Source organism: Sphingomonas sp. NPDC092440 (genome assembly GCF_044754985.1).
Lineage (GTDB): Bacteria > Pseudomonadota > Alphaproteobacteria > Sphingomonadales > Sphingomonadaceae > Sphingomonas.
Genome location: NZ_JBIVQA010000019.1, coordinates 42,731 through 64,210, shown reverse-complemented (window position 1 = coordinate 64,210; position 21,480 = coordinate 42,731). Strand labels below are relative to the sequence as shown.

Here is a 21,480-nt window from a genome sequence, read left to right as displayed (position 1 = left end):
ACCGTGAGACGGGAAATGCACTCCCGCCGGTATCGGGGCGGTGGCCGTCAGGTTACATTTTCGACAGGCGCGCGCAGCCCCAGCCAGCGCGCCAGCCCCGGTGCCATGCGCCGCGCGCCCAGTTCGAAAGCTGCCGCGATCGCCAGCGTGATCCCGAACAGCGGCATCAGCAGCCCGAGCAGCACGGTCAGGCCGACGAGCGCCCAGCTGTGCCGCAGCGGATCCTTCGCCGCCGGTGCGCCCAGCCGGCCCGGCGACCGCCGGCGCCACCACAGCACCAGGCTCGACACCGCCAGCGTCACCAGTCCGGTCAATATCGTCAGATTGGCCAGCTGATTGAGCAGCCCCAGCCACGCTCCCTCGTGCACCGCGACGCCGAAGCCCACTGCCCGGTCGATCCAGTGCCGGTCGCCGAAGCCCTGCGATCCGATCACTACGCCGTCCTCGCCGATCTCGACCGAGACGCGCCGGGTCCGGTCCTCGGCCTGCGACCGGGCGAGCCAGCGCCCGCCCGGGCGCGTCGGCGGGCTCACTTCGGCCGGCGCGGCGAGCCCGAGCGTCATCGCCCTGCCCACCACCCGGTCGAGCGCGGGGCCCGTGGGTGCCACATGCACCATTGTCATCCCGTGATGCCCGGCATGCTCGTCCAGCATCGCGCGCGCGCCCTTGTCGAGCTCGGCGCGCGCCGCCGCGTCCGCCGCCGAACCGGCCGACCAGTCCTGCCGCCCCGCCGCCGTGCCGGTCACCACGCGCACCTGCTTGAGATAGTCGCCCCAGTTCTTCGCCCAGGGCAGGCCCGATGCGATCAGGAACACCGCGCCGACCGACACCCACAGCCCCGTCACCGCGTGCATGTCGCGCCAGAAGACGCGCTTGCCGGCGCCGAGCCGGGGCCACAGGATCCCGCCCGGCCCCTTGCCCTTGCGCCCGCGCGGCCACCACAGGAACAGGCCGGTGAGGATCATCACGATCGTCCAGCAGGCGGCGATCTCGACCAGCGCCGATCCCCGGTCGCCCGCCAGCAGCTCGCCGTGCAGGCGGAAGATCACGCGCATGAACCGTGCCTCTTCGGGCACTGCCTTCAGCACCCGCCCGGTCTGCGGATGCACCCAGACCCGCGTCTCCTCGGCACCGGTGCCGACGAGCAGCTGCACCGCGTCGTCCGGGGATTCGGGCAGCACATATCGGTGCAGCACCGATCCCGGCACCGCGCGCGTTCCCGCCGCGACGATCCTTTCCGGCGCCAGCAGCGGCACGCCCGGCTGCGCGACATGCGTATAGGGCGCATAGAGCCAGCCCTCGATCTGCGGCTTGAACAGATAGATGCCGCCCGTCACCGAGAGCCAAAGGATGAAGGGCACGCAGAAGATGCCGGCATAGAAATGCCAGCGCCACACCGCGCGGAACCAGCGTTCGTGCCGGGCCGGGGCGGGCGCGCTCACAGCGTCCACCCCGCTTCGACCAGGAAGCTGCGCTGCGGATAGGGATGATAGACCCAGGCGCGATCATTGGTGATGTTGTCCACGCCCGCGCTCAGCCGGAACCTGTCCGTCATCTTCCAGTTCACTTTCGCATCGAGCGCGAACAGCTCCGAAGTATAGCCGAAGGTGTCGCCGCGCTGCAGCCCGAACAGATCGGTATTGGGCCGCGTCGCATAGCGCAGGCCGAGCGAGGCGAGCAGCCGCGGCGTCACCTGATACCGGACATTCGCGTTGAGCCGCCAGCGCGGGATGCGCGGGAACTGCACGCCCTCCGCCGCCGGTGCGCTGGCGTTGCGTATCGTCTTCGAATCGATCCAGGCGGCATTGGCGTCGATGTCGAGCCCGCGCAGGCCGACATCGCGCGCCTCGGCGATCAGCTCCAGGCCATATTGCCGGGTCAGGTCGATATTCTTGAAGCTGGAAGTGGTCACGCCGTTCTGGTTGAATCCCGCGAACGCGAAGATCGTGTCCTCCACCCGCTGCCAGAAGGCCGATCCGGTGAGCTTCAGCCGTCCGAAATCATGTGCCACCACCAGATTGGCGTCGCGCGAGCGCTCGGGCTTCAGGTTCGGATCGAAGCTGTCGCGGTTGAAGCTTCCGTCGCCGTTCAGGCTGCCCTGGAACAGCTCGCCCACCGTCGGGAAGCGGGTCGCTTCGGCGAGGCTGAGCTGCACGCTGGTCGCCCCGCCATGCCATTCGATCGAGACTTTCGGATCGAACGCCGTGTCGCTGCGCGCTGCATAATCGTTGGTCACGGGCTGGCCGGAAGTGCCGATCCGCCCGAGCCCGCCGTCGAACGCTCGCCAGCTTTCCAGGCGCGCGCCCAGCGTGAGCACCAGCGCCTCGGCGCGCAGCCGCGCCTCGGCCCAGCCGGCGAGGAGCCGCGTCCTGCCGAAGGTGCGGGTCGAGAAGGCGCGGCCGCCGTCGGTGCGCCATCGCGGCAGCGTGTAGTTGGTCAGGTCGGTCCGGTAGAGATTGGCGCTCGCCCCAGCGGCGAGGTCGAGCGCGCCGGCCTTGCCGTCCAGCGACAGCTCGGCCGTGTACCAGCCGGTGGGCCCCTGACGGGCCAGCAGGCCGGCGCCGTCGGCGGCGCCCGCCGCCCAGCTTGCCGAGGTGAACCCGTCGGATCGCGCGATCTGATAGGTCGAGAGGTTGAGCCTCGCCGTCACCCCGGCCCCGATCGGCGCCGCGATCCTGCCGCCCGCCAGGAACTCGTCCCGCACCGCCCGCGACCAGCGCGCGCCTGCCGCTGTCCAGGTCCGCCCGAGCGTGGTCACGCGCCCTTCGCAGACCTTGTTGCCCGCAGCGTCGCGCAGATAGCAGTCGGGCGCATATTGGGCATCGAGATTGTGCCAATAGGCGAACAGCATCTCGCCGGTGATGCCCGAAGCGCCGTCATAGCCGATCCGCAGCTTGGCCTGGTCCTGCGTCGTCGCCGCCGGGCTCTGCGCGGCGAAGATGGGATTGCCCGCGCTTCCCGGTGCATTGGGGATGGCCTGGCCCGGATCGATCACCGCGCCGGTCACTGCCGTGCCCGGCGCGTCCGCCGCCGGTATGAGCCCATACCAGCTCATCGGCTGGCCATCGTTGCGGAAGTGTCGCCCGGAGATCCGCGCCGACCAGGGCCCGTCCCGCTGCCGCCAGCCCAGGCCCGCCTCGCCCGACCAGCCGCGATAGGTCGCATGGGTGCCGTACTGGTCATAGGGCTCGGCCAGGCCCTGAACCGTGGCGAAGGCCTCGGTCCGCTGGGGCGAGCGCGTGGTGATGTTGACGATCCCGCCCATGGAATTGCCCGAATAGCGCGCCGAGTAGGGGCCGTAGACGATGTCGAACTGCTCGACCTCGCCCGGGCCGACCACGCCCCATTTCGGTGCGAAGCCGAACGAGTTGCCGAGGAAGTTCGACACCACGAACCCGTCGACCATCACCAGCGTGCGGGCGCTCTGGGTCGAATGGGTGCCGCGAAAGCCCGGCACGCCGTTGGAATCGCCGGCATAGCGTTTGCGCACGAAGAAATCGGGCGCGTATTTCATCAGGTCCTCGACATTCTGGGCGTTGACGCCGGCGAATTGCGCGTCGCCCAGGCTCACCGAGAGTCCGCGCGGGTCGATGGTGATCGGCGCGCCCTTCTGGCCGACGACGAGGATGGAGGAATCATTCTCCGCTTCCTGCGCCAGGGCGGGAACGGCGATGCACAGGAGCGGCAGCGCGCAAAGGCGCGCGCGACGATGGGAAGACATGGGAAATCACCTGAACGAGGAAAGTCGACGGGTTCAGGTGAGGGCAGGGGGTCCCTGTGCGGGCGGCTGGGCGAAGGCCCGGCGCCGGATCCTGGGCTGCGCGGCGGGTGCGAAGCCCAGCGCGAGCAGGAAGGCGATCGCGGCGAGCAGCACCACCGGATCGGCGCCGCCCGTCATGGCATGGCCGAGCGAGGAATAGGCGCAGCCGCCATCCTGCTTGGCGCCGTCCGGCGCCTTGGCGTGATCGGGCGCCATCGGTACGTCGATGGTCATCGTCGCGGGGCCGCTGCCGTCGCAGATCGCCATGGTGAGCGTCTTCCCGCCGGTGTCCGCGAGCATATATCCCTGGGGAACGAGCGCCTTCACCGCCAGCGCCACGGCGATCAGCCACAGCGCCAGCCGGCGATGTTCCTTCAGGAAGACGCGCCATGCCCCCATGATCGACCGGGCTACGCGCTTCGGGGCGGCATGTCACGTCCGTAGTGGGTGGCGCGGGGCGGGCATATTGTCCAAGGCGAACCTCATCATCCCGCCCCCATTCGTCATCCCGGCGAAAGCCGGGATCTCGTGCGGCTGTTGTCCCGCGCCATCGCCTGAGATCCCGGCTTTTGCCGGGATGACGTTGGGGAGCGCTTTTCCCGGTGCCCGAACCGGCGTAAGGGCCGCGCATGACCAGCACCCAGCCTATCCTCGTGCTCACCACCGGCGGCACGATCGACAAGCAATATTTCGACGCTTCGAGCAAATACACGATCGTCGGCACCATGGTGACGCGGCTGCTCGAACTGGGCCGCGTGCTGCACCCCTTCGAAGTCGAGGAGGTGATGCGCAAGGACAGCCTGGAGATGGACGATGCCGATCGCACCCTGATCGCATCGCGCGCCGCCGCCTCGGATGCGGAGCGCATCGTGATCACGCACGGCACCGACACGATGACCGAGACCGCCAAGGCGCTGACCGGCATCGCGGGCAAGACGATCGTGCTGGTCGGCGCGCTCGCCCCGGCGCGCTTCGCCGAGAGCGATGCCACCTTCAACCTCGGCATGGCCTTTGCCACCGTCCAGGTCGCGAAGCCGGGCGTCTACATCACCATGAACGGCACCGTGTTCGAGGCCGGCAAGGTCGTGAAGGACCGCGAGGCGGGAAGGTTCGTGGAGATTTGAGCCGAAACTCCCCTCCCCGGAAGGGAGGGGAGATAGGGTTGTCGCCCTTACAATATCCCCGGCAGGTCCAGCCCCTTTTCCCGCGCGCAATCGATCGCGATGTCATAGCCCGCATCGGCATGCCGCATCACGCCGGTGGCGGGATCGTTCCACAGCACGCGCTCGAGCCGCTTCGCCGCGTCCGGCGTGCCGTCGGCGACGATCACCATGCCGGCATGCTGCGAATAGCCCATGCCGACGCCGCCGCCGTGATGCAGCGATACCCAGGTCGCGCCGCTCGCGGTGTTGAGCAGCGCGTTGAGTAGCGGCCAGTCGGAAACCGCGTCCGATCCGTCGCGCATCGCCTCGGTCTCGCGATTGGGGCTGGCGACCGATCCGCTGTCGAGATGGTCGCGCCCGATCACGATCGGCGCCTTGAGCTCGCCCGACGCCACCATCGCGTTGAAGGCGAGGCCCAGCCGGTGCCGGTCGCCCAGGCCCACCCAGCAGATTCGCGCGGGCAGGCCCTGGAAGTGGATGCGCTCGGCGGCCATGTCGAGCCAGTTGTGGAGATGCGCGTCGTCGGGCAGCAGCTCCTTCACCTTGGCGTCGGTGCGGGCGATGTCCTCCGGATCGCCCGACAGCGCGGCCCAGCGGAACGGCCCGATCCCCCGGCAGAAGAGCGGCCGGATATAGGCGGGGACGAAGCCGGGAAAGGCGAAGGCATCGGCCACGCCCTCGTCGAGCGCGACCTGGCGGATGTTGTTGCCGTAATCGACGGTCGGCACGCCCGCCGCGTGGAAGTCGAGCATCGCGCGGACATGCTGCGCCATCGACGCCTTTGCCGCCCTGGCCGTCCCCTCCGGGTCGCGCTCGCGCCGCTCGATCCATTCGGCGACGGACCATCCCACCGGCAGATATCCGTTGACCGGGTCATGCGCCGAGGTCTGGTCGGTCAGCAGGTCCGGGCGGATGCCGCGTGCGAACATTTCGGGCAGCAGCTCGGCCGCATTGCCGAGCAGGCCGACCGAGACCGGCTTGTCGGCGGCGCGGATGATCTCGAGCGCTTCGTCGATCGTCTCGGCGGCGCGATCGAGATAGCCGGTGCGCAGGCGCATCTCGATCCGGCTCGGCTGGCATTCGATGGCGAGGCACGAGGCGCCCGCCATCACCGCCGCCAGCGGCTGCGCCCCGCCCATGCCGCCCAGGCCGGCGGTGAGCAGCCAGCGGCCCTTCAGGTCGCCGCCATAATGCTGGCGGCCCATCTCGGCGAAGGTCTCGTAGGTGCCCTGCACGATGCCCTGGGTGCCGATATAGATCCAGGAGCCGGCAGTCATCTGGCCGTACATCGCCAGGCCCTTGCGATCGAGCGCGTTGAAATGCTCCCAGGTCGCCCAGTGCGGCACGAGGTTCGAATTGGCGAGGAGGACGCGCGGTGCGTTCTCGTGCGTGCGGAACACGCCGACGGGCTTGCCCGACTGGATCAGCAGCGTCTCGTCGGCTTCGAGGTCGCGCAGCGCGGCGACGATCCTGTCATAGCTTTCCCAGTCGCGCGCCGCGCGGCCGATGCCGCCATAGACGACCAGCTCCTCGGGCCGCTCGGCGACATCGGGGTGCAGGTTGTTCATCAGCATGCGCAGCGGCGCTTCGGTGAGCCAGCTCTTGGCGGTGCGCTCCGTGCCGGTGGCGGGCTTGATGATGCGGCTGTTGTCGAGGCGAGTCATTCCGGGGCTCCGGCGAAATTGAGGCAGGCGGTGAGGATCTGGGCGAGCGCGTCGCGCATCGGCGCGGCGCGGGTCTCGTCATAGGGGGTGGGCCAACGGCCCTCGTCGAACGTCGCGGGTTCGTCGATATAGCCGCGGCAGGCCAGCTCCATCTGGATGGCGTGGACGCCTTGTTCGGGCCGGCCATAATGGCGTGTGGTCCAGCCCCCGCGAAAGCGGCCGTCGGTTACCTGGCTCCACGGCGTGGCGGCGCAGGCGGCCTCGACTGCTCGGGTGAGCGCGGGCGCGCAGGTGGTGCCGCCATTGGTGCCGATGTTGAACTGGGGCAGTTCGCCATCGAACAGACGGGGGACATGGCTGCGGATCGAATGAGCGTCGTAGACGACGACTTTCGGATGGATTGCACGGAGGCGAGCGATCTCGGCTTCGATTGCGGCATGGTACGGCTCGAAGAAATGCTCTCGCCGCCAGGCGATCTCCTCCGCACTCGGGACAGGGCCTCGGTAGAGAGGCTCATCATCGAACGTGGTGGTCGGGCACAGCCCGGTCGTCGCCTGGCCCGGATAGAGCGAGGCGCCGGAAGGATCGCGGTTCACGTCGATCATGGTGCGGGAGATCGACGTGCGAATCGTCGTCGCGCCAAGATCGGCGGCAAAATCGTAGAGCCGGTCGATCCACCAGTCCGCGTCCTTGCGCGCCAGCCAGCTTGAAGAGAGATGGCGCTCGAGATCGTCGAGGATGTCCGTTCCGGTATGTGGAAAGGCGACGATCAGCGGCGCCTCGCCGTGATGGACCTCCAGCCAGCTCATGCGATCCCCGGCAGCGTGATCGCCGCCGCCTCGGCTACCGCACCGGCGCGGACCAGCGTGGTCGCAGTTTCGATATCGGGGTGGAAATGCCGGTCATGGTCGAGCGTCGGCACGTCGCGCCGCAGCCGGGCGCGAACGCGCTCCAGTGCCTCCGACGAAGTGAGCCCGCCATGGAAGTCGCAGCCCTGCGCGGCGGCAAGCAGCTCGATGCCGATTACGCCGGCGCAGTTCGCCGCCATGTCGAGCAGGCGGCGGGCGCCGTGCGCGGCCATCGAGACATGGTCCTCCTGGTTCGCCGAGGTCGGGATCGAATCGACACTGGCCGGCATGGCGCGCTGCTTGTTCTCGGAGACGAGCGCGGCGGCGGTCACCTGGGGGATCATGAACCCGGAATTTAGCCCCGGTCGGGGAGTGAGGAAGGCCGGCAGGTTGGAAAGGGCCGGATCGACCAGCATCGCGATCCGGCGCTCGGCGATCGAACCGATCTCGCAGATTGCCAGCGCGATCATGTCCGCCGCGAAGGCGACCGGCTCGGCGTGGAAATTGCCGCCGGACAGCGCCTCGTCGGTATCCGGGAAGATCAGCGGGTTGTCGGAGACGCCGTTCGCCTCGGTCTCCAGCGTCGTCCCCGCCTGGCGCAGCAGATCGAGCACCGCGCCCATCACCTGGGGCTGGCAGCGCAGGCAATAGGGGTCCTGCACGCGCGGATCATTGTCGCGGTGCGAGGCGCGGATCGCGGAGCCCTGCATGAGGGTGCGCAGCGTCTCGCCCACCGCGATCTGGCCGGGGTGGCGGCGCAGCTGGTGGATGCGCGGGTCGAACGGCGCGTCGGTGCCCTTGGCCGCCTCGGTCGAAAGCGCGCCGGTGACGAGGGCGGCCTGGAACAGCGTCTCGGTCTCGAACAGCCCGGCAAGGGCGTTGGCGGCGGAGAATTGCGTGCCGTTGAGCAGGGCGAGCCCTTCCTTGGGGCCGAGGGTGACGGGCGCGAGGCCGGCCTCGGCCAGCGCCTGCACGGCCGGCAGCACGCGGCCATCGACCTCGATCGAGCCGACGCCGATCATCGTCGCCGCCATGTGGGAGAGCGGGGCGAGGTCGCCGCTCGCGCCCACCGATCCCTGGCTCGGCACCACCGGCGCCAGCCCCCGGGCCAGCATCGCCTCGAGCAGCGCCACCGTTGCCGGCTGCACGCCCGACGCGCCCTGGGCGAGGCTGGCGAGCTTGAGCGCCATCATCAGCCGGACGATCGCGGCGGGCGAGGGGGCGCCGATCCCGGCGGCATGGCTGAGCACGATGTTGCGCTGGAGCGTCGCCAGGTCCTCGGCCTCGATCCGCACGCTGGCGAGCTTCCCGAAGCCGGTGTTGATGCCGTAGACGGGCTCGCCCCGCGCCAGGATGCGCGCCACCGCTGCCGCGCTCTCGGCGATGCGCGGAGCGGCGGCGGGATCGAGCTTCGGCACCGCGCCGCGCCAGATCGCGCGCCATTCGGCCAGCGGCACCGCGCCGGGGATCAGCAGGATTTCGGTCATTCGCCCTTCCAGATGCGGGCATGGAGCGGGTTCAGCCCCATGCGGTAGACAAGCTCGGCCGGCCGCTCGACGTCCCAGATCGCGAGGTCGCAGGACTTGCCGGGTTCGATGGTGCCGATTTCGTGATCGAGGCCCAGCGCCCGCGCCGCCTCGCGGGTCACGCCGGCCAGGCATTCCTCCACGGTGAGGCGGAACAGCGTCGCGGCCATGTTCATCACCAGCAACAGGCTGGTGAGCGGCGAGGTGCCTGGGTTGCAATCGGTGGCAAGCGCGATCGGTACGCCCGCGTCGCGCAGCGCCTGGACCGGCGGCAATCTGGTCTCGCGGACGAAATAATAGGCGCCGGGCAGGAGCGTGGCCACCGTGCCCGCCCCGGCCATTGCCGCGATCCCGGCATCGTCGAGATATTCGAGATGGTCCGCGGACAGCGCGCCATGGGAAGCGGCGAGTGCCGCGCCATGCTGGTTGGAGAGCTGCTCGGCATGGAGCTTCACGCGCAGCCCATGCGCCCGGGCGGCTTCGAAGACTCGCCTGGTCTCGTCGGGCGTGAAGCCGATATCCTCGCAAAAGGCGTCCACCGCGTCCGCCAGCCCGGCCTTGGCCACGGCCGGGATCATCGTCTCGCAGACGAGATCGACATAGCCGGCGCGGTTATCGGCATATTCGGGCGGCAGGGCATGGGCGCCGAGGAAGGTGGCCGCGATCCGGACCTTGCGCGCGCGGCCCAGCGCCCTGGCCGCGCGCAGCATCTTCAGCTCGTCCTCGAGCGACAGGCCATAGCCGGACTTGACCTCGACCGTGGTCGCCCCTTCGGCGATCAGCGCGTCGAGCCGGGGCAGCGCGCTCGCCACCAGCTCGGCCTCGCCGGCCGCCCGGGTGGCGCGCATCGTCGAGACGATCCCGCCGCCGGCCCGCGCGATCTCCGCATAGCTCGCGCCTTGCAGGCGCAGCTCGAACTCATGGGCGCGGTCGCCGCCATGGACCAGATGCGTGTGGCAATCGATCAGCCCGGGGGTGATCCAGCGGCCCGCGCAATCGACCGTCTCGGCGGCCGCGGGCGCCTCGCCGGCCCGGCCCACCCAGGCGATCCGGCCGTCCTTCGCCGCCACGGCGCCATGCTCGACGACGCCCATCCCGGGGGCCGCCATCGTCGCGATCCGTGCATTGGTCCAGAGTCGGTCCATGCGCGCATCCTTGCCTGCCTGGTTGATTATGTCTAGACATAATGAAAGGCCCGTCGCACACTTTGTTCGTCATCCCGGCGGAAGCCGGGATCTCGCGCGGCTCTTGCCCCGCAATCGCCTGAGATCCCGGCTTCCGCCGGGATGACGGCAATGGGGCGGGAATGACGGGAATGGGAAGGCCTGGATGGATCTCTGGTTCGAAACCGCACTGCTCCCCACCGGCTGGGCCGAGCGTGTCACCGTGCGCATCGCCGAGGGGCGCATTGCGCAGGTGCTGATGGGCACCGATCCGGCGCCCGGTGCCGGGCGCCACCGCGCTGCGGTTCCGGGCCTCGGCAATGTCCATAGCCATGGCTTCCAGCGCGGCATGGCCGGGCTCAGCGAGCGTCGCGGCCGGCCCGACGACGATTTCTGGAGCTGGCGCGAGATCATGTACCGGTTCCTCGACCGGCTCACGCCCGAGGATATCACCGCGATCACCGCCCTCGCCTATGCCGAGATGCTGGAGACCGGCTACACGCGCGTCGGCGAGTTCCACTATCTCCACAACGACGTGGATGGCGCGCGCTATGCCGATCCCGCCGAGACCGCCGGGGCGATCGTCGCCGCGGCCGGGCAGACCGGCATCGGCCTGACCCTGCTCCCCGTCTTCTATGCGCACAGCGATTTCGGCGGACTGCCCGCCAAGCCCGGCCAGCGGCGCTTCCTCTCGGATATCGACGGCTTCGCGACGCTGGTCGAGGCGAGCCGCGCCAAGCTGCCCGCCGACGCGGTGCTCGGTGTCGCACCGCATTCGCTGCGCGCGGTCACGCCGGAGGAACTGCTGGCGGTCACCGCGCTGACCACCGGCCCGCTCCACATCCATGCCGCCGAACAGACGAAGGAAGTCGAGGCCTGCCTCGCCTGGAGCGGTGCGCGGCCGGTGGAGTGGCTGCTCGACAATCTGGACATCGGCCGGCGCTGGACGCTGATCCACGCCACCCATCTCACCGAAACCGAGACCGACCGTCTCGCCGCCTCGGGCGCAGTGGCCGGTCTTTGCCCGGTCACCGAGGCCAATCTCGGCGACGGCATCTTCCCCGCCGAGCGCTATCTCGCGGCCGGCGGGAAGATCGCCACGGGCACCGACTCCAACATCCAGATCGACGCTGCCTACGAACTCCGCGCGATCGAATATTCGCAGCGTCTGGCGCTCCGGCGCCGCGCGATCCTGTCGCCCGAAGGCGCCTCGGTCGGCGAGACGCTGTTCGGCGCGGCGCTCCGAGGCGCGGGGCAGGCGCTCGGTGTCGAAACGGGGATTGCGCCCGGCGCGCCCGCCGATATCGTGAGCCTGAACATGGACCATCCAGGCTTTGCCGGCGCTTCGGCCGACACGCTTCTCGATCGCTGGATCTTCACTGGCCGTGCCGGCGCGATCGACTGCGTCTGGCGTGCCGGCACGCTGCAGGTCGTGGGCGGAAGGCACCGGGAGAGCGAGGCTATCGCTATTCATTATCGGAAAACCCTGGAGCGCCTGCTCGGGTGACGCTGCAGGAACGCATCCGCTCGGACATCGAGGCGCGCATCCGCTCGGGGGAATTGCGGCCGGGCGACCGCATCCCCTTCGAGCATGAGCTGGTCGCGCATTATGGCTGCGCCCGCGCGACGGTCAGCAAGGCGCTGGAGCGGCTCGTCCATGCCGGGCTGATCGAGCGGCGTCGCAAGGCCGGCTCCTTCGTCGCGCATCCCCAGGTCCATGCCGCGGTGCTGGCGGTGCCCGATCTCGCCCAGCTGATCGCGGCGCGGGGCGAGGCCTATGGCTGGGCGCTCGACACTTGCCGGGTGGTCAATCGCGATCCCGACATCGAAGTCTCCGGCATCCCGGCGCCCGCGCTGCTGATCGAGGGCGTGCACTTCGCCGGGGAACAGCCCTTTGCGCTCGAGCGCCGGCTGATCGCGCTCGATACCGTGCCGGTGCCCCGCGCCGACACGTTCGAGACCGAGGCGCCCGGCTCGTGGCTGCTCCACCATGTCCCCTGGACCGATGCGCGCCACCGCATCCGTGCCGTCTCCGCCGGCGGCCCGCTGGCCAGGAAATTGAAGCTCGATGCCCATGCGGCCTGCCTCCAGGTCGAGCGCTGGACCTGGCGCACGGGCAGGGCGGTGACGTTCGTCCGCCAGACCTTCCCGGGGGATCGTTACGACCTGGTCGCGGAGTTCACGCCGGGGGGATGACGAAGATGGGCGGGACAATCACACCGAACCGGGGCCTTTCCCCCTTTCGCGCAGTTCGATAGGCTGGCCGGATGAACCTGCGGCACATCGAAATCTTCCACGCCGTCTATGTGAACGGCTCGGTCAGCGGCGCCGCGCGTGCGCTCAACGTGTCGCAGCCCTCGGTTTCCAAGATGCTGCGCCATGCCGAGAGCCTGCTCGGCTTCCAGCTCTTCCACCGCACCAATGGCCGCCTCGTCCCCACCGAGGACGCGCACACGCTGTTCACCGAAGTCTCAGAGATCCAGGACCGCGTCTATGCGCTGCGCGAGGCGGGGCGGAACCTCAAGCGCGGCGCCGGCGGCATGCTGCGCGTCTCGGCGCTGCCGTCGCTGGCCCTCAACGCGCTGCCCACCGCCGTCGCGCGCTTCATGCGGGGGCATGAGGGCGTCCGCTTCGATCTCCAGACCGTCCATCACGACGATCTGCTCCGCAAGCTCTACGAGCGCGAGACCGATGTCGCGATCGCCTATGAAGTGCCCCATGCCGCGCCGATCGGCCATCGCTGGCTGGGCGAAGGCGAGCTGGTGGTGCTCTATCGCGAGGAGGACATGCCCGACGCGCCGCCGCGTATCGAGCTGGAGCGGCTGCGCGGCCGCCCGTTCATCAGCCTCGCCAACAGCGGCCCGATCGGCCAGTTGTTCAGCCAGGAATGCGCGCGGCTCGAGCTCGATCTCGACGAAGTGATCTCGGCCCGCACCTTCTACATCGCCACCGCGCTGGTCGCGCAGGGCGTGGGCATGACGGTCGTCGACAGCTTCACCGCCCAGGCCTCGCTCGTGCCCGGCCTGGCGATGCGGCCGCTCAAGCCGCAGCTCACCTTCGACGTGCACGCCATGTTCCTGCTCAACCGGCCGCCCACCGCGCTCGCCACCGATTTCCTCAAGGCGCTCGCCAAGGTGATCGATACGCCATAACGGCTGGCTATGCCGAGGCGCGCACTCGCTATGCGCGGTGCCCGATGCGGGCGGGATAGCGTTATCACCCAATGATACCGGCACCTTACCTCCTCTACCTCGGTCACAGCACCGATTTCGTGGGCATCAAGACCTCGCGCGGCCTGGCCGAATTCCGGCGTGGCGATTGCGTGGGCGAGTTCCGTCACGACGACAGTCCGCTCACGCTCGGCCTGCCGCGCATGACCATCGCGGAAGGCGCGGCGGCGGGCGCGAAGACGCTCGTCCTCGGCATCGCCAATTCGGGCGGCACGCTGGGCGGCGACCTGGTGCGCGACGCGGTGGCGGCGCTCGATGCGGGGATGAACATCGCCGCCGGCCTCCACCAGCGGCTGCGCGACGTGCCCGAGCTGGCGGCGCTCGCCAAGGAGAAGGGCCTGCAGCTGTTCGACGTGCGCGATCCCCCGGCGGACCTGCGGGTGGGCACCGGATATGCCCGGGCCGGCCGCCGCCTGCTGACGGTCGGCACCGATTGCTCGGTCGGCAAGATGTACACCACGATCGCGCTCGCCGATGCGCTCAAGGCGCGCGGGGAGAAGGCCGATTTCCGGGCCACCGGCCAGACCGGTATCCTGATCGCCGGCGCCGGCGTGCCGATCGACGCGGTCGTCGCCGATTTCATCTCGGGCGGCATCGAGATGCTCGCGCCCGAGCGCACCGATGGCGGCTGGGACCTGATCGAGGGCCAGGGCTCGCTCTTTCATCCGAGTTTCGCGGGCGTCTCGACCGGCCTGCTCCACGGCGCCCAGCCCGAGGCGATCGTGCTCTGCCACGATCCCAGCCGCGGCCATATGCGCGGCTTGCCGGGCCGGGCGCTGCCGAACCTGCGGGAATGCCTGGAGGCCAATCTCCAGGTCGCGCGCCTGACCAGCCCGGACGTGCGCGCGGTCGGGGTGTGCCTCAACACTTCCCGCATGGAAGCGGAAGCGGCGCGCGCGCTTTGCCGGCAGATCGAGGCGGATCTCGGCCTGCCCTGTACCGATCCAATCGCCTTCGGGGTCGAGGCGATCATCGACGAGTTGCTATGCACCGAACCCTCACGGCCCGCCACGACCGCTTCGCGCTGACCAGGCCCTTCCGCATCGCGCGCGGAGTGAAGACCGAGGCCGATATGGTCACGGTCTCGATCCGCGCCGGGGAGCTGGAAGGGAAAGGGGAGGGTGTGCCCCATGCCCGCCATGGCGAGAGCGTCGAGAATGCGCTCGCGGCGATCGAGAGCGTCCGCCCGGCGATCGAGGCGGGCGCGGGGCGCGAGGCGCTGCTGGCGCTCCTCCCGGCCGGTGCCGCCCGCAACGCGGTCGACTGCGCGCTCTGGGACCTGGAGGCCCGCGCGGCCGGGAGGAGCGTCGCCGCGCTGCTCGGCGCCCCGGAGCCCGAGCCGGTCGCCAGCGCACGCACCATCGTGATCGACACGCCGATGATGATGGGCTGCGCCGCCCGCCGCCTCGCGCATGCGCCGCTGCTCAAGGTGAAGGTCGATGGCCGCCTGCCCGATGCGCAGATCCGTGCCGTCCGCGCCGCCGCGCCCGATGCCCGGCTGATCGTCGATCCCAACGAGAGCTGGGACGCCCGGCTGGTCGAGGCGATGCAGCCGGTGCTGGCGGCGCTGAAGGTGGACTTGCTCGAACAGCCCGTGCCGGCCGAGATCGACGCATGCCTCGAGACCTTCCGCCCGCTCGTTCCGATCGCCGCCGACGAGTCCCTCCACGCCCGCGAGGATCTCGAGCAGGTCGCGCGTCGCTACCAGGTGGTGAACGTCAAGCTCGACAAGGCCGGCGGCCTGACCGAGGGGTTGCGCCTGGCCAAGGCCGCCCGCGCGCGCGGCCTTGGCCTGATGACCGGTTGCATGGTCAGCTCCTCCTTGTCGGTCGCGGCGGCGCTGCACCTTGCCCGCATGTCGGATTTCGTCGATCTTGACGGTCCGATCTGGCTCGCCAAGGATCGCCCCGGTGGGGTCGAGGATCGGGGCGGGACGCTTCATCCACCACTTCCGGGATTTTGGGGAACGCCATGAAGGTCGCGCTGCTGCTGGGGATTGCCGCCATCGCATTGGGCGCCGCCGCGCCGCATCCGCCGCAAAAGGTCGATCTGCTGATCCGCGGCGGCACGATCTATACCGGCTCGGACGCGCCCTTTGTCGGCGATGTCGCGGTCAAGGGCGATCGCATCGTCGCGGTGGGGGCGCGTGCGAACCTGCTCGCCGCGCGCGTGATCGACGCGAAGGGGATGATCGTCGCCCCCGGCTTCATCGATCCGCACACGCATATGGGCGACGATCTCGCATCGGCGGATCCGAGGAAGCGCCTGATCCCCGCCTTTCTGATGCAGGGCGTCACCACTGCGTTCATCGGCAATGACGGCGGCGGCAGCCCGGATCTGGCCAAGGTCCTCGGCAGCGCGGAGGCTCGGCCGGTGGGTATCAACTATGCCGCCTGGGTCGGCTTCGGCGCGGTGCGCGAGATGGTGGTGGGCGAGGATGCCCGCGATCCCACGCCCGCCGAGCTGGCGCGGATGAAGGGCCTGGTCGCCGGCGCGATGTGTCAGGGCGCGCTCGGCCTCTCCACGGGCCTGTTCTATGCCCCCCAGAGCTTCGCCAAGACCGAGGAAGTGATCGAGCTCGCCAAGGAAGCGGGCAAGCGCGGCGGCAGCTATGACAGCCATATCCGCGACGAGAGCAGCTATACCGTGGGCCTGGCCGCCGCGATCGACGAGGCGATCCGCATCGGTCGCGAGGGCAGGCTGCCCGCGCATATCAGCCACATCAAGGCACTGGGCGTCGACGTGCAGGGGCAGGCGCCGGCGATCATCGCCAAGATCGACGCCGCCCGCGCTCGCGGCGAGAAGGTCACCGCCAACCAATATCCCTGGTCCGCCTCGGGCACGAGCCTGGTCGCCTCGCTCGTCCCGCTTTGGGCGCAGGACGGGGGCCGCCCGGCGCTGCTCAAGCGCTTCGACGATCCCTCGCTGACCGAGAAGATGCACGCCGGCATGGTCGAGAATCTCCGCAAGCGCGGCGGGGCGGGCAAGCTGCTGATCGTCGAGGGCAAATACCGGAACCGCTATCTCGATGCGGTCGCGAAGGAGATGAACCTGTCGCCGGTCGACGCCGCGATCGCCGTGATCCGCATCGGCGATCCCGGCACCGTCTCGTTCAACCAGAGCGAGGCCGATATCGCCGCCTTCATGCAGCAGCCCTGGGTGATGACCGGGTCCGATGCCTCGGGCGGCCATCCGCGCGTCTATGGCTCCTTCGCCCGCAAGTACGACAAATACGTCAAGACCGATCATGTGATCACCCTGCGCCAGTTCATCGAGCGAAGTTCGGCGCTGACCGCCGATACGTTCGGGCTGGAGGGCCGCGGCCATCTGCGTGCCGGCGCCTTCGCCGATATCGTGGTGTTCGATCCGCGCACCTATGCCTCGCGCGCCACCTATGAGCAGCCGGCGCTGCTGGCGGCGGGGGTGCGGACCGTGCTGGTCAACGGCGTGCTCGCGGTCGACAAGGGGGCGATGACCGGCAAGGCCGCCGGCCGCGCGCTGGCGCACAAACCCACCCCCGGGACCTGCAACTGATGGGCTGGTGGTTCGGCATCGCCCTGTGGAAGCGCGTGCTCGCCTTCCTCGTCCTCGGCGTCGTCTTCGCGCTGCTGGTGCCGCAGGGCGCGCCCTGGGTGCAGTTCGTCGGCGACCTGTTCGTCCGCGCGATCCGCATGCTCGTCGCGCCGATCGTGCTGGTCACCATCGCCTCGGGCATCACCACGCTTGCCGATCCCAAGCGGCTCGGGAGCCTCGGCGGGCGCACGGTCGGCATGTTCGCGCTGACCACTTTCATCGCCGTCTCGGTCGGCATGCTGGTCGCGGCGATCGTGCAGCCCGGCATCGGTGCGCCGCTCGGCACGGCCGAAGCGCATGTGCTCGGCAAGCCGGTCACGCCCTATGAGCAGCTGATCAACATCATCCCGACCAACATCTTCGATGCGCTGGCCAAGGGCGACATGCTGGCGCTGATCTTCACTTCGATCCTGATCGGCTGCGGCACGGTGGTGGCGGGAGAGGCGGGCAAGCCCTTCGCCAACCTGCTGCAATCGACTTCGGCGGTGCTGCTGCGCGTCGTCGGCCTGGTGATGGAGGCGACGCCGTTCGGCGTGTTCGCGCTGATCGCCAATGCCGTCGCGGCGAACGGGGCGGCAGTGTTCGTCCATGTCGGCTGGCTGGCGCTGGCGGTGGTGCTCGGCTCGCTGATCCAGATGCTGGTGGTGCACAGCCTGCTCCTGCGCTTCGTCGCGCGATTGCCGCTGCTGCCCTTTTTCCGCGGCATCGTCGACGCGCTGGCGGTGGCCTTCTCCACGGCCTCGAGCGGCGCGACGCTGCCGGTGGCGATGCGTGTCTCCGAGCAGAATCTGGGCATCGGCCGCTCGGTCTTCTCCACCGTGCTGCCGCTCGGCGCCAGCATCGGCAAGGACGGCACGGCGATGTATGTCGGGCTGCTCTCGATGTTCGCGCTGCAGGCCTTTGGCGTGCACCTGACGCCCACCGTCTATGCGACGGTGCTGTTCACCGGCGCGCTCGCCGCGTTCGGCACGGCGCCGGTGCCATCGGCCTCGCTGTTCATGCTCGCGGCGGTGCTGAGCGCCGTGGGCGTCTCGCCGGAGCAGACCGCGCTGGTGGTCGGCTTCGTGCTGCCCTTCGACCGGCTGCTCGACATGACGCGGACGGTGCCGAGCGCCTCGGCCAATCTCACCGTGGCGACCCTGGTGGCGCGCTGGGAAGGCGAGCTGGACGAGGAAGTCTACCGCGCGGCGGACCGGGCTTAGCGTAATTCCCCTCCCTTTCAGGGAGGGGAGTCAGTCGAGCGACACTTCTTTCCCCGCCACCCAAACCCGCTTGACCGAGTAGAGATCCAGGAAGGTCAGGTCCGGCGCCCCGCCGGTCAGCACCAGGTCGGCGCGCATGCCCTTGCGGATCGTGCCTTCGGTCTTCCCGCGCCCCATGATGTCGGCGCTCACCCGCGAGCCGGCCTCGATCGCTTCGGCCGGAGTGAAGCCCAGCTCGTTCAGGATACGCATCTCGCGCAGTGCGCCGAAGCCGGGATAGACGCCCTCGATGCCCGTGTCGGTGCCCACGCCGATGCGGATTCCGGCCGCCTTCAGCCGGCGGATATTGTCGCGCATGATCTGCCAGCGCTTGCTGTCATAGGGCGCGATCGCCTCGCCCTTGGCCAGCCGTGCGGTCTCGCGCTCGCGCTGTTCGGGGGTGAGCATCGCCAGCTCCTCGGGGGCCAGCACGCGCGTCTCGAGCGGCTCATAGGTCGCCAGCGTGGCGACATAGGCCATGTGGTGCTTCCGCATCAGGCCGATCAGCTCGTCGTCGACCAGCGCGTCGCCAACGCCGTGCGCCACCGAATCCACCCCGGCGCGCGCGGCGCTCTTGGCGCCCTCCAGCGTCACCGTGTGCGTCATCACCTTGATCCCCGCCCTGTGCGCATCGGCGACGATCGCGGCGAGGGTCGGCTCGTCCATGCTCGGACGGTCGGGACGGTTGGGGTCGCCGTAGCGCCAGCCGTCGTTGAACACCTTCACCATGTCGGGCTTGTAGGGCAGCGCCTTGGCCATGGCGGCGTGTGCCTCGGCCGGGGTGGTGACCTGGAGCGTGATCGCGTTGGTGAACTGGCTCTCGGTGCCGTGCCCGTCGGGCACGCCGAGCCGCACCGCGAGGGTGAGGTGCGGGGTGTCCGCCTGGAGCGCGCGGATGCCGGGCATCATCTCCGTGGAGACCGAGAATTCGTTCACGCTGGTCACGCCGGCGCGCAGATAGGGCAGATAGAAGCGGTGGAGCGACGCGACGTCGGTGAACGCCTCGCGCCGCGTGTGGATGTGCAGGTCGTGCAGGCCGGGAATCAGCGTGAGCCCGGTCGCGTCGATCACTTGCGTCCCCTCGGGCACGCGCAGCTTCTTGCCCACCCGGCTGACCTTGCCGCCTTCGATCAGCACGTCGGCGATCTTCGCCGGCTTGCCGGTGCCCTCGAACACGCGCGCGCCATGGATCAGCGTCGCGCGTTCCTGCTCCTGCGCCTGCGCCCCATTCGCCCCGGCCAGTGCCGCCGCTGCCATCAGCCACCTCATTTCAGATGCTCGTCGAAGAAGGAAATGGTGCGGCGATAGGCAGTGAGCCAGTCGGCATAGCGGAAGAATTCGTGGCGCTCGTTGGGGAACACCAGCTCTTCGTGCGGGATGCGCCGCGCCGCCAGCTCGCGGGCGAGCAGCAGCGACTGGCCGAAATCGACGTTCCGGTCGTCATCCCCGTGCACGAGCAGCACCGGCGAGCGCCAGGTGCCGATCGCGCCCATCGGCGAGCTGTCCCACTGCTTCTGCCGCGCGGCCGCCTGCTGCTCGGGCGACAGGTTGTTCTCGACGTTGCGCAGCATGGTGTGGACGCCGTGGAAGTCCGCGCCCGCCTTGAACAGGTCGCTGTTCCGCGCCAGCGCCAGCGCGGTCAGATAGCCGCCCCAGCTGCCGCCCCAGATGCCGATCCGGTCGGACGCCACGTCCTTCTGCGCCGCGAGCCAGCGCCCGCCGGCGAGCACGTCGCGATATTCGGAGGCGCCGTCGCGCGCGATCCCCGGCGCATCGCGGAACGCCTGTCCATAGCCGGTGCCGCTGCGATAATTGACCGAGAGCACCGTATAGCCCCGCGCCGCCAGCGCCTGGTTCATCACATAGGCGTTCGAATAATATTGGGCGTGGTGGAAGCCGAGCAGCATCTGGCGCCGCGGCCCGCCATGGACGAAGATCAGCGCCGGGCGCGGGCCCTTGCCCTGGCCGCGAAACAGCTGGCCATGGACGGTCACGCCGTCCTCGGCCCGATAGGTCACCGGCTCAGGCGCCACCGCGCCCTTCAGCTCGGCCACTTCGCCCAGCGGCGCCAGCCCCTTCGCCAGCACCGGATGGGCCGGATGGCGCGTATCGGCGGCGATCCCCGCCAGCAGCCCGCCCGCGAAGACGGGCAGGCTCTCGCTGCCCTTGCCGTCGGTCACGCGCTTCGCCGCCCCGCCGCTTGCCGGCACCTGCCAGAAATGCCGCCGATCCGCCTCGTCGGCATTGGCCGCGAAGGTGACCATGTCGTCGGCACCGAGCACGAAGGTCTCGACCTCGAACCCGCCGGCGGTCAGCGCCCGGGGCACGCCGCCCCTGGCCGCGTCGATCGCATAGACGTGCAGGAAGCCGCTTCGCTCCCAGGGGAAGAGCAGCTGGCCGCCCTTGCTCCACCACAGATTGTGCTGGCGCGTGCCGTAATAGCGGCCGCCCATGCCCTGCGGCGCGGTCCACAGCGTGCGGGCCTTGCCCGTCGCGGCATCGGCCACCCGGATCGACCAATAGGGGCCGCCGTCCCGCGCCGCGCCTGCCGGCGGATCGAGATACTGGATATAGGCGACCTGATCCCCGCCGGGCGAAAGCGCCGGCTCCACCGAATAGCCGAGCGCCGGCTCCATATAGGTCAGCCGGCCGTCGTCCGCGTCGAGCAGCGCGACGAAGGCGTGGTCGTTGCGATTGTCGACGAAGAGCAGCCTTTTGCCGTCGGGCGTCCATTTCAGGTCGCTGACCTCGCCCGGAACCGCGGCGATCCGCGCGGCCTTGCCCGCCTGCCACAGCCACAGCTCGCCGCGCCGGGTGAAGGCGATGCGCTGCCCGTCGGGCGAGAAAACGGGCAGGTGTCCGTCTCCGATCGGTGTGGGATCTCCACCGTCTTCAACGACGAACACCTGCTGCCCCGGCGTGAACGCGGCCGAGGCGGTATTGGGGATCCTGCCGTCGGGGAACTCGTCGTCCCCACCGCGCACATATGCCAGGCGCCGGCCGTCGGGGCTGAGCGCCGTATCGTAGAGCATCATGCCGTCGTCCCCGGCATGGCGGGTGACCTGCCGGGCCCGCTGCCCCGCATCCGCCACCCACAGGTTGCGCACGCCGGCGCGGTTCTCCACCCAGGCGAAGCGCGGCACGTCACGCGCCCCGGCCATCTGGCTGGCGACCGGCAGGGCGAGCGCCGCGGCCAGGTCGTCGGTCTGTGCCAGCGCCGGCGGGGCGATCGCCACCACCATCACGGCAAAAGGGTTCAGGGCGGCCCGCATCATGTTCATGGCGCGAAGGTGCCGGGCCGATGTTGCCCGT

Annotated in this window: 17 protein-coding genes; 8 read left to right on the top strand and 9 right to left on the bottom strand. The window is 69.7% G+C overall.

What is annotated here, in order from left to right; translation table 11 throughout:
• Window positions 1-47 precede the first annotated feature (47 nt).
• Genes ACIQCS_RS22220 through ACIQCS_RS22210 form a run of 3 tightly spaced genes read right to left on the bottom strand, consistent with a single transcriptional unit; the run spans window position 48 to window position 4,159 of the window.
• The gene (locus ACIQCS_RS22220; protein ID WP_345847983.1) at window positions 48-1,442 is read right to left on the bottom strand and encodes a PepSY domain-containing protein; all 1,395 of its coding nucleotides are present in this window, start codon (window positions 1,440-1,442) and stop codon (window positions 48-50) included.
• Entirely contained in the window at window positions 1,439-3,721 is a 2,283-nt protein-coding gene (locus ACIQCS_RS22215; protein ID WP_345847982.1) for a TonB-dependent receptor domain-containing protein, read from the bottom strand. Before ACIQCS_RS22215 ends, ACIQCS_RS22220 begins: the two co-directional genes overlap by 4 nt.
• A 33-nt stretch (window positions 3,722-3,754) precedes the next feature.
• On the bottom strand, window positions 3,755-4,159 hold the full coding sequence (locus tag ACIQCS_RS22210) for a DUF2946 family protein (protein WP_345847980.1): 405 nt from the start codon (window positions 4,157-4,159) through the stop codon (window positions 3,755-3,757).
• Between the two features lie 230 nt (window positions 4,160-4,389).
• Here ACIQCS_RS22210 and ACIQCS_RS22205 point away from each other — a divergent pair, with 230 nt between their 5' ends.
• Window positions 4,390-4,884, top strand: coding sequence for an asparaginase domain-containing protein (locus ACIQCS_RS22205; protein ID WP_345847979.1), 495 nt, complete (start codon window positions 4,390-4,392; stop codon window positions 4,882-4,884).
• A gap of 47 nt (window positions 4,885-4,931) precedes the next feature.
• Here ACIQCS_RS22205 and hutU read toward each other — a convergent pair whose 3' ends face one another.
• From hutU to hutI, 4 genes are read right to left on the bottom strand one after another with little or no spacing between them, the layout of a single operon-like run.
• Window positions 4,932-6,587 (bottom strand): urocanate hydratase, encoded by a 1,656-nt coding sequence (gene hutU, locus ACIQCS_RS22200; protein ID WP_345847978.1) that lies wholly within the window; start codon window positions 6,585-6,587, stop codon window positions 4,932-4,934.
• Entirely contained in the window at window positions 6,584-7,396 is an 813-nt protein-coding gene (gene hutG / locus ACIQCS_RS22195; RefSeq protein ID WP_345847976.1) for an N-formylglutamate deformylase, read from the bottom strand. The genes hutU and hutG overlap by 4 nt, the downstream gene beginning before the upstream one ends.
• Window positions 7,393-8,922 carry a histidine ammonia-lyase gene (hutH, locus tag ACIQCS_RS22190; RefSeq protein ID WP_345847974.1) on the bottom strand — a complete coding sequence of 510 codons (1,530 nt, stop codon included), beginning with the start codon at window positions 8,920-8,922 and terminating at the stop codon, window positions 7,393-7,395. Before hutH ends, hutG begins: the two co-directional genes overlap by 4 nt.
• Complete coding sequence (gene hutI / locus ACIQCS_RS22185) at window positions 8,919-10,106, bottom strand: imidazolonepropionase (protein WP_345847973.1); 1,188 nt, start codon at window positions 10,104-10,106, stop codon at window positions 8,919-8,921. The genes hutH and hutI overlap by 4 nt, the downstream gene beginning before the upstream one ends.
• A gap of 184 nt (window positions 10,107-10,290) precedes the next feature.
• On the opposite strand from hutI, the gene ACIQCS_RS22180 reads away from it, so the two are divergent.
• From ACIQCS_RS22180 to ACIQCS_RS22150, 7 genes are all read left to right on the top strand, one after another.
• Window positions 10,291-11,631 carry a formimidoylglutamate deiminase gene (locus ACIQCS_RS22180; protein WP_345847971.1) on the top strand — a complete coding sequence of 447 codons (1,341 nt, stop codon included), beginning with the start codon at window positions 10,291-10,293 and terminating at the stop codon, window positions 11,629-11,631.
• Window positions 11,628-12,320, top strand: coding sequence for a UTRA domain-containing protein (locus tag ACIQCS_RS22175; RefSeq protein WP_345847969.1), 693 nt, complete (start codon window positions 11,628-11,630; stop codon window positions 12,318-12,320). The genes ACIQCS_RS22180 and ACIQCS_RS22175 overlap by 4 nt, the downstream gene beginning before the upstream one ends.
• 71 nt (window positions 12,321-12,391) lie before the next feature.
• On the top strand, window positions 12,392-13,276 hold the full coding sequence (locus ACIQCS_RS22170) for a LysR family transcriptional regulator (RefSeq protein ID WP_280278835.1): 885 nt from the start codon (window positions 12,392-12,394) through the stop codon (window positions 13,274-13,276).
• Between the two features lie 71 nt (window positions 13,277-13,347).
• Window positions 13,348-14,382: an N-acetyltransferase DgcN gene (gene dgcN / locus ACIQCS_RS22165; RefSeq protein WP_345847966.1), complete on the top strand. Its 1,035-nt coding sequence runs from the start codon at window positions 13,348-13,350 to the stop codon at window positions 14,380-14,382.
• The gene (dgcA, locus tag ACIQCS_RS22160) at window positions 14,340-15,329 is read left to right on the top strand and encodes an N-acetyl-D-Glu racemase DgcA (RefSeq protein WP_345847965.1); all 990 of its coding nucleotides are present in this window, start codon (window positions 14,340-14,342) and stop codon (window positions 15,327-15,329) included. Before dgcN ends, dgcA begins: the two co-directional genes overlap by 43 nt.
• Complete coding sequence (locus tag ACIQCS_RS22155; protein ID WP_345847964.1) at window positions 15,326-16,888, top strand: amidohydrolase family protein; 1,563 nt, start codon at window positions 15,326-15,328, stop codon at window positions 16,886-16,888. The genes dgcA and ACIQCS_RS22155 overlap by 4 nt, the downstream gene beginning before the upstream one ends.
• On the top strand, window positions 16,888-18,129 hold the full coding sequence (locus ACIQCS_RS22150) for a dicarboxylate/amino acid:cation symporter (RefSeq protein WP_208413820.1): 1,242 nt from the start codon (window positions 16,888-16,890) through the stop codon (window positions 18,127-18,129). The genes ACIQCS_RS22155 and ACIQCS_RS22150 overlap by 1 nt, the downstream gene beginning before the upstream one ends.
• A 30-nt stretch (window positions 18,130-18,159) precedes the next feature.
• Here ACIQCS_RS22150 and ACIQCS_RS22145 read toward each other — a convergent pair whose 3' ends face one another.
• The gene (locus ACIQCS_RS22145) at window positions 18,160-19,425 is read right to left on the bottom strand and encodes an amidohydrolase family protein (RefSeq protein WP_345847961.1); all 1,266 of its coding nucleotides are present in this window, start codon (window positions 19,423-19,425) and stop codon (window positions 18,160-18,162) included.
• 8 nt (window positions 19,426-19,433) lie between these two features.
• Window positions 19,434-21,443: a prolyl oligopeptidase family serine peptidase gene (locus ACIQCS_RS22140; protein WP_401531830.1), complete on the bottom strand. Its 2,010-nt coding sequence runs from the start codon at window positions 21,441-21,443 to the stop codon at window positions 19,434-19,436.
• Window positions 21,444-21,480 lie beyond the last annotated feature (37 nt).

What these genes read in the sequence shown, in the direction of transcription:
- ACIQCS_RS22215 (WP_345847982.1), bottom strand. Translation starts at nt 3,721, where the DNA reads ATGTCTTCCCATCGTCGCGCGCGCCTTTGCGCGCTGCCGCTCCTGTGC.
- ACIQCS_RS22210 (WP_345847980.1), bottom strand. Translation starts at nt 4,159, where the DNA reads ATGGGGGCATGGCGCGTCTTCCTGAAGGAACATCGCCGGCTGGCGCTG.
- ACIQCS_RS22205 (WP_345847979.1), top strand. Translation starts at nt 4,390, where the DNA reads ATGACCAGCACCCAGCCTATCCTCGTGCTCACCACCGGCGGCACGATC.
- hutU (WP_345847978.1), bottom strand. Translation starts at nt 6,587, where the DNA reads ATGACTCGCCTCGACAACAGCCGCATCATCAAGCCCGCCACCGGCACG.
- hutG (WP_345847976.1), bottom strand. Translation starts at nt 7,396, where the DNA reads ATGAGCTGGCTGGAGGTCCATCACGGCGAGGCGCCGCTGATCGTCGCC.
- hutH (WP_345847974.1), bottom strand. Translation starts at nt 8,922, where the DNA reads ATGACCGAAATCCTGCTGATCCCCGGCGCGGTGCCGCTGGCCGAATGG.
- hutI (WP_345847973.1), bottom strand. Translation starts at nt 10,106, where the DNA reads ATGGACCGACTCTGGACCAATGCACGGATCGCGACGATGGCGGCCCCC.
- ACIQCS_RS22180 (WP_345847971.1), top strand. Translation starts at nt 10,291, where the DNA reads ATGGATCTCTGGTTCGAAACCGCACTGCTCCCCACCGGCTGGGCCGAG.
- ACIQCS_RS22170 (WP_280278835.1), top strand. Translation starts at nt 12,392, where the DNA reads ATGAACCTGCGGCACATCGAAATCTTCCACGCCGTCTATGTGAACGGC.
- dgcN (WP_345847966.1), top strand. Translation starts at nt 13,348, where the DNA reads ATGATACCGGCACCTTACCTCCTCTACCTCGGTCACAGCACCGATTTC.
- dgcA (WP_345847965.1), top strand. Translation starts at nt 14,340, where the DNA reads ATGCACCGAACCCTCACGGCCCGCCACGACCGCTTCGCGCTGACCAGG.
- ACIQCS_RS22155 (WP_345847964.1), top strand. Translation starts at nt 15,326, where the DNA reads ATGAAGGTCGCGCTGCTGCTGGGGATTGCCGCCATCGCATTGGGCGCC.
- ACIQCS_RS22150 (WP_208413820.1), top strand. Translation starts at nt 16,888, where the DNA reads ATGGGCTGGTGGTTCGGCATCGCCCTGTGGAAGCGCGTGCTCGCCTTC.
- ACIQCS_RS22145 (WP_345847961.1), bottom strand. Translation starts at nt 19,425, where the DNA reads ATGGCAGCGGCGGCACTGGCCGGGGCGAATGGGGCGCAGGCGCAGGAG.
- ACIQCS_RS22140 (WP_401531830.1), bottom strand. Translation starts at nt 21,443, where the DNA reads ATGATGCGGGCCGCCCTGAACCCTTTTGCCGTGATGGTGGTGGCGATC.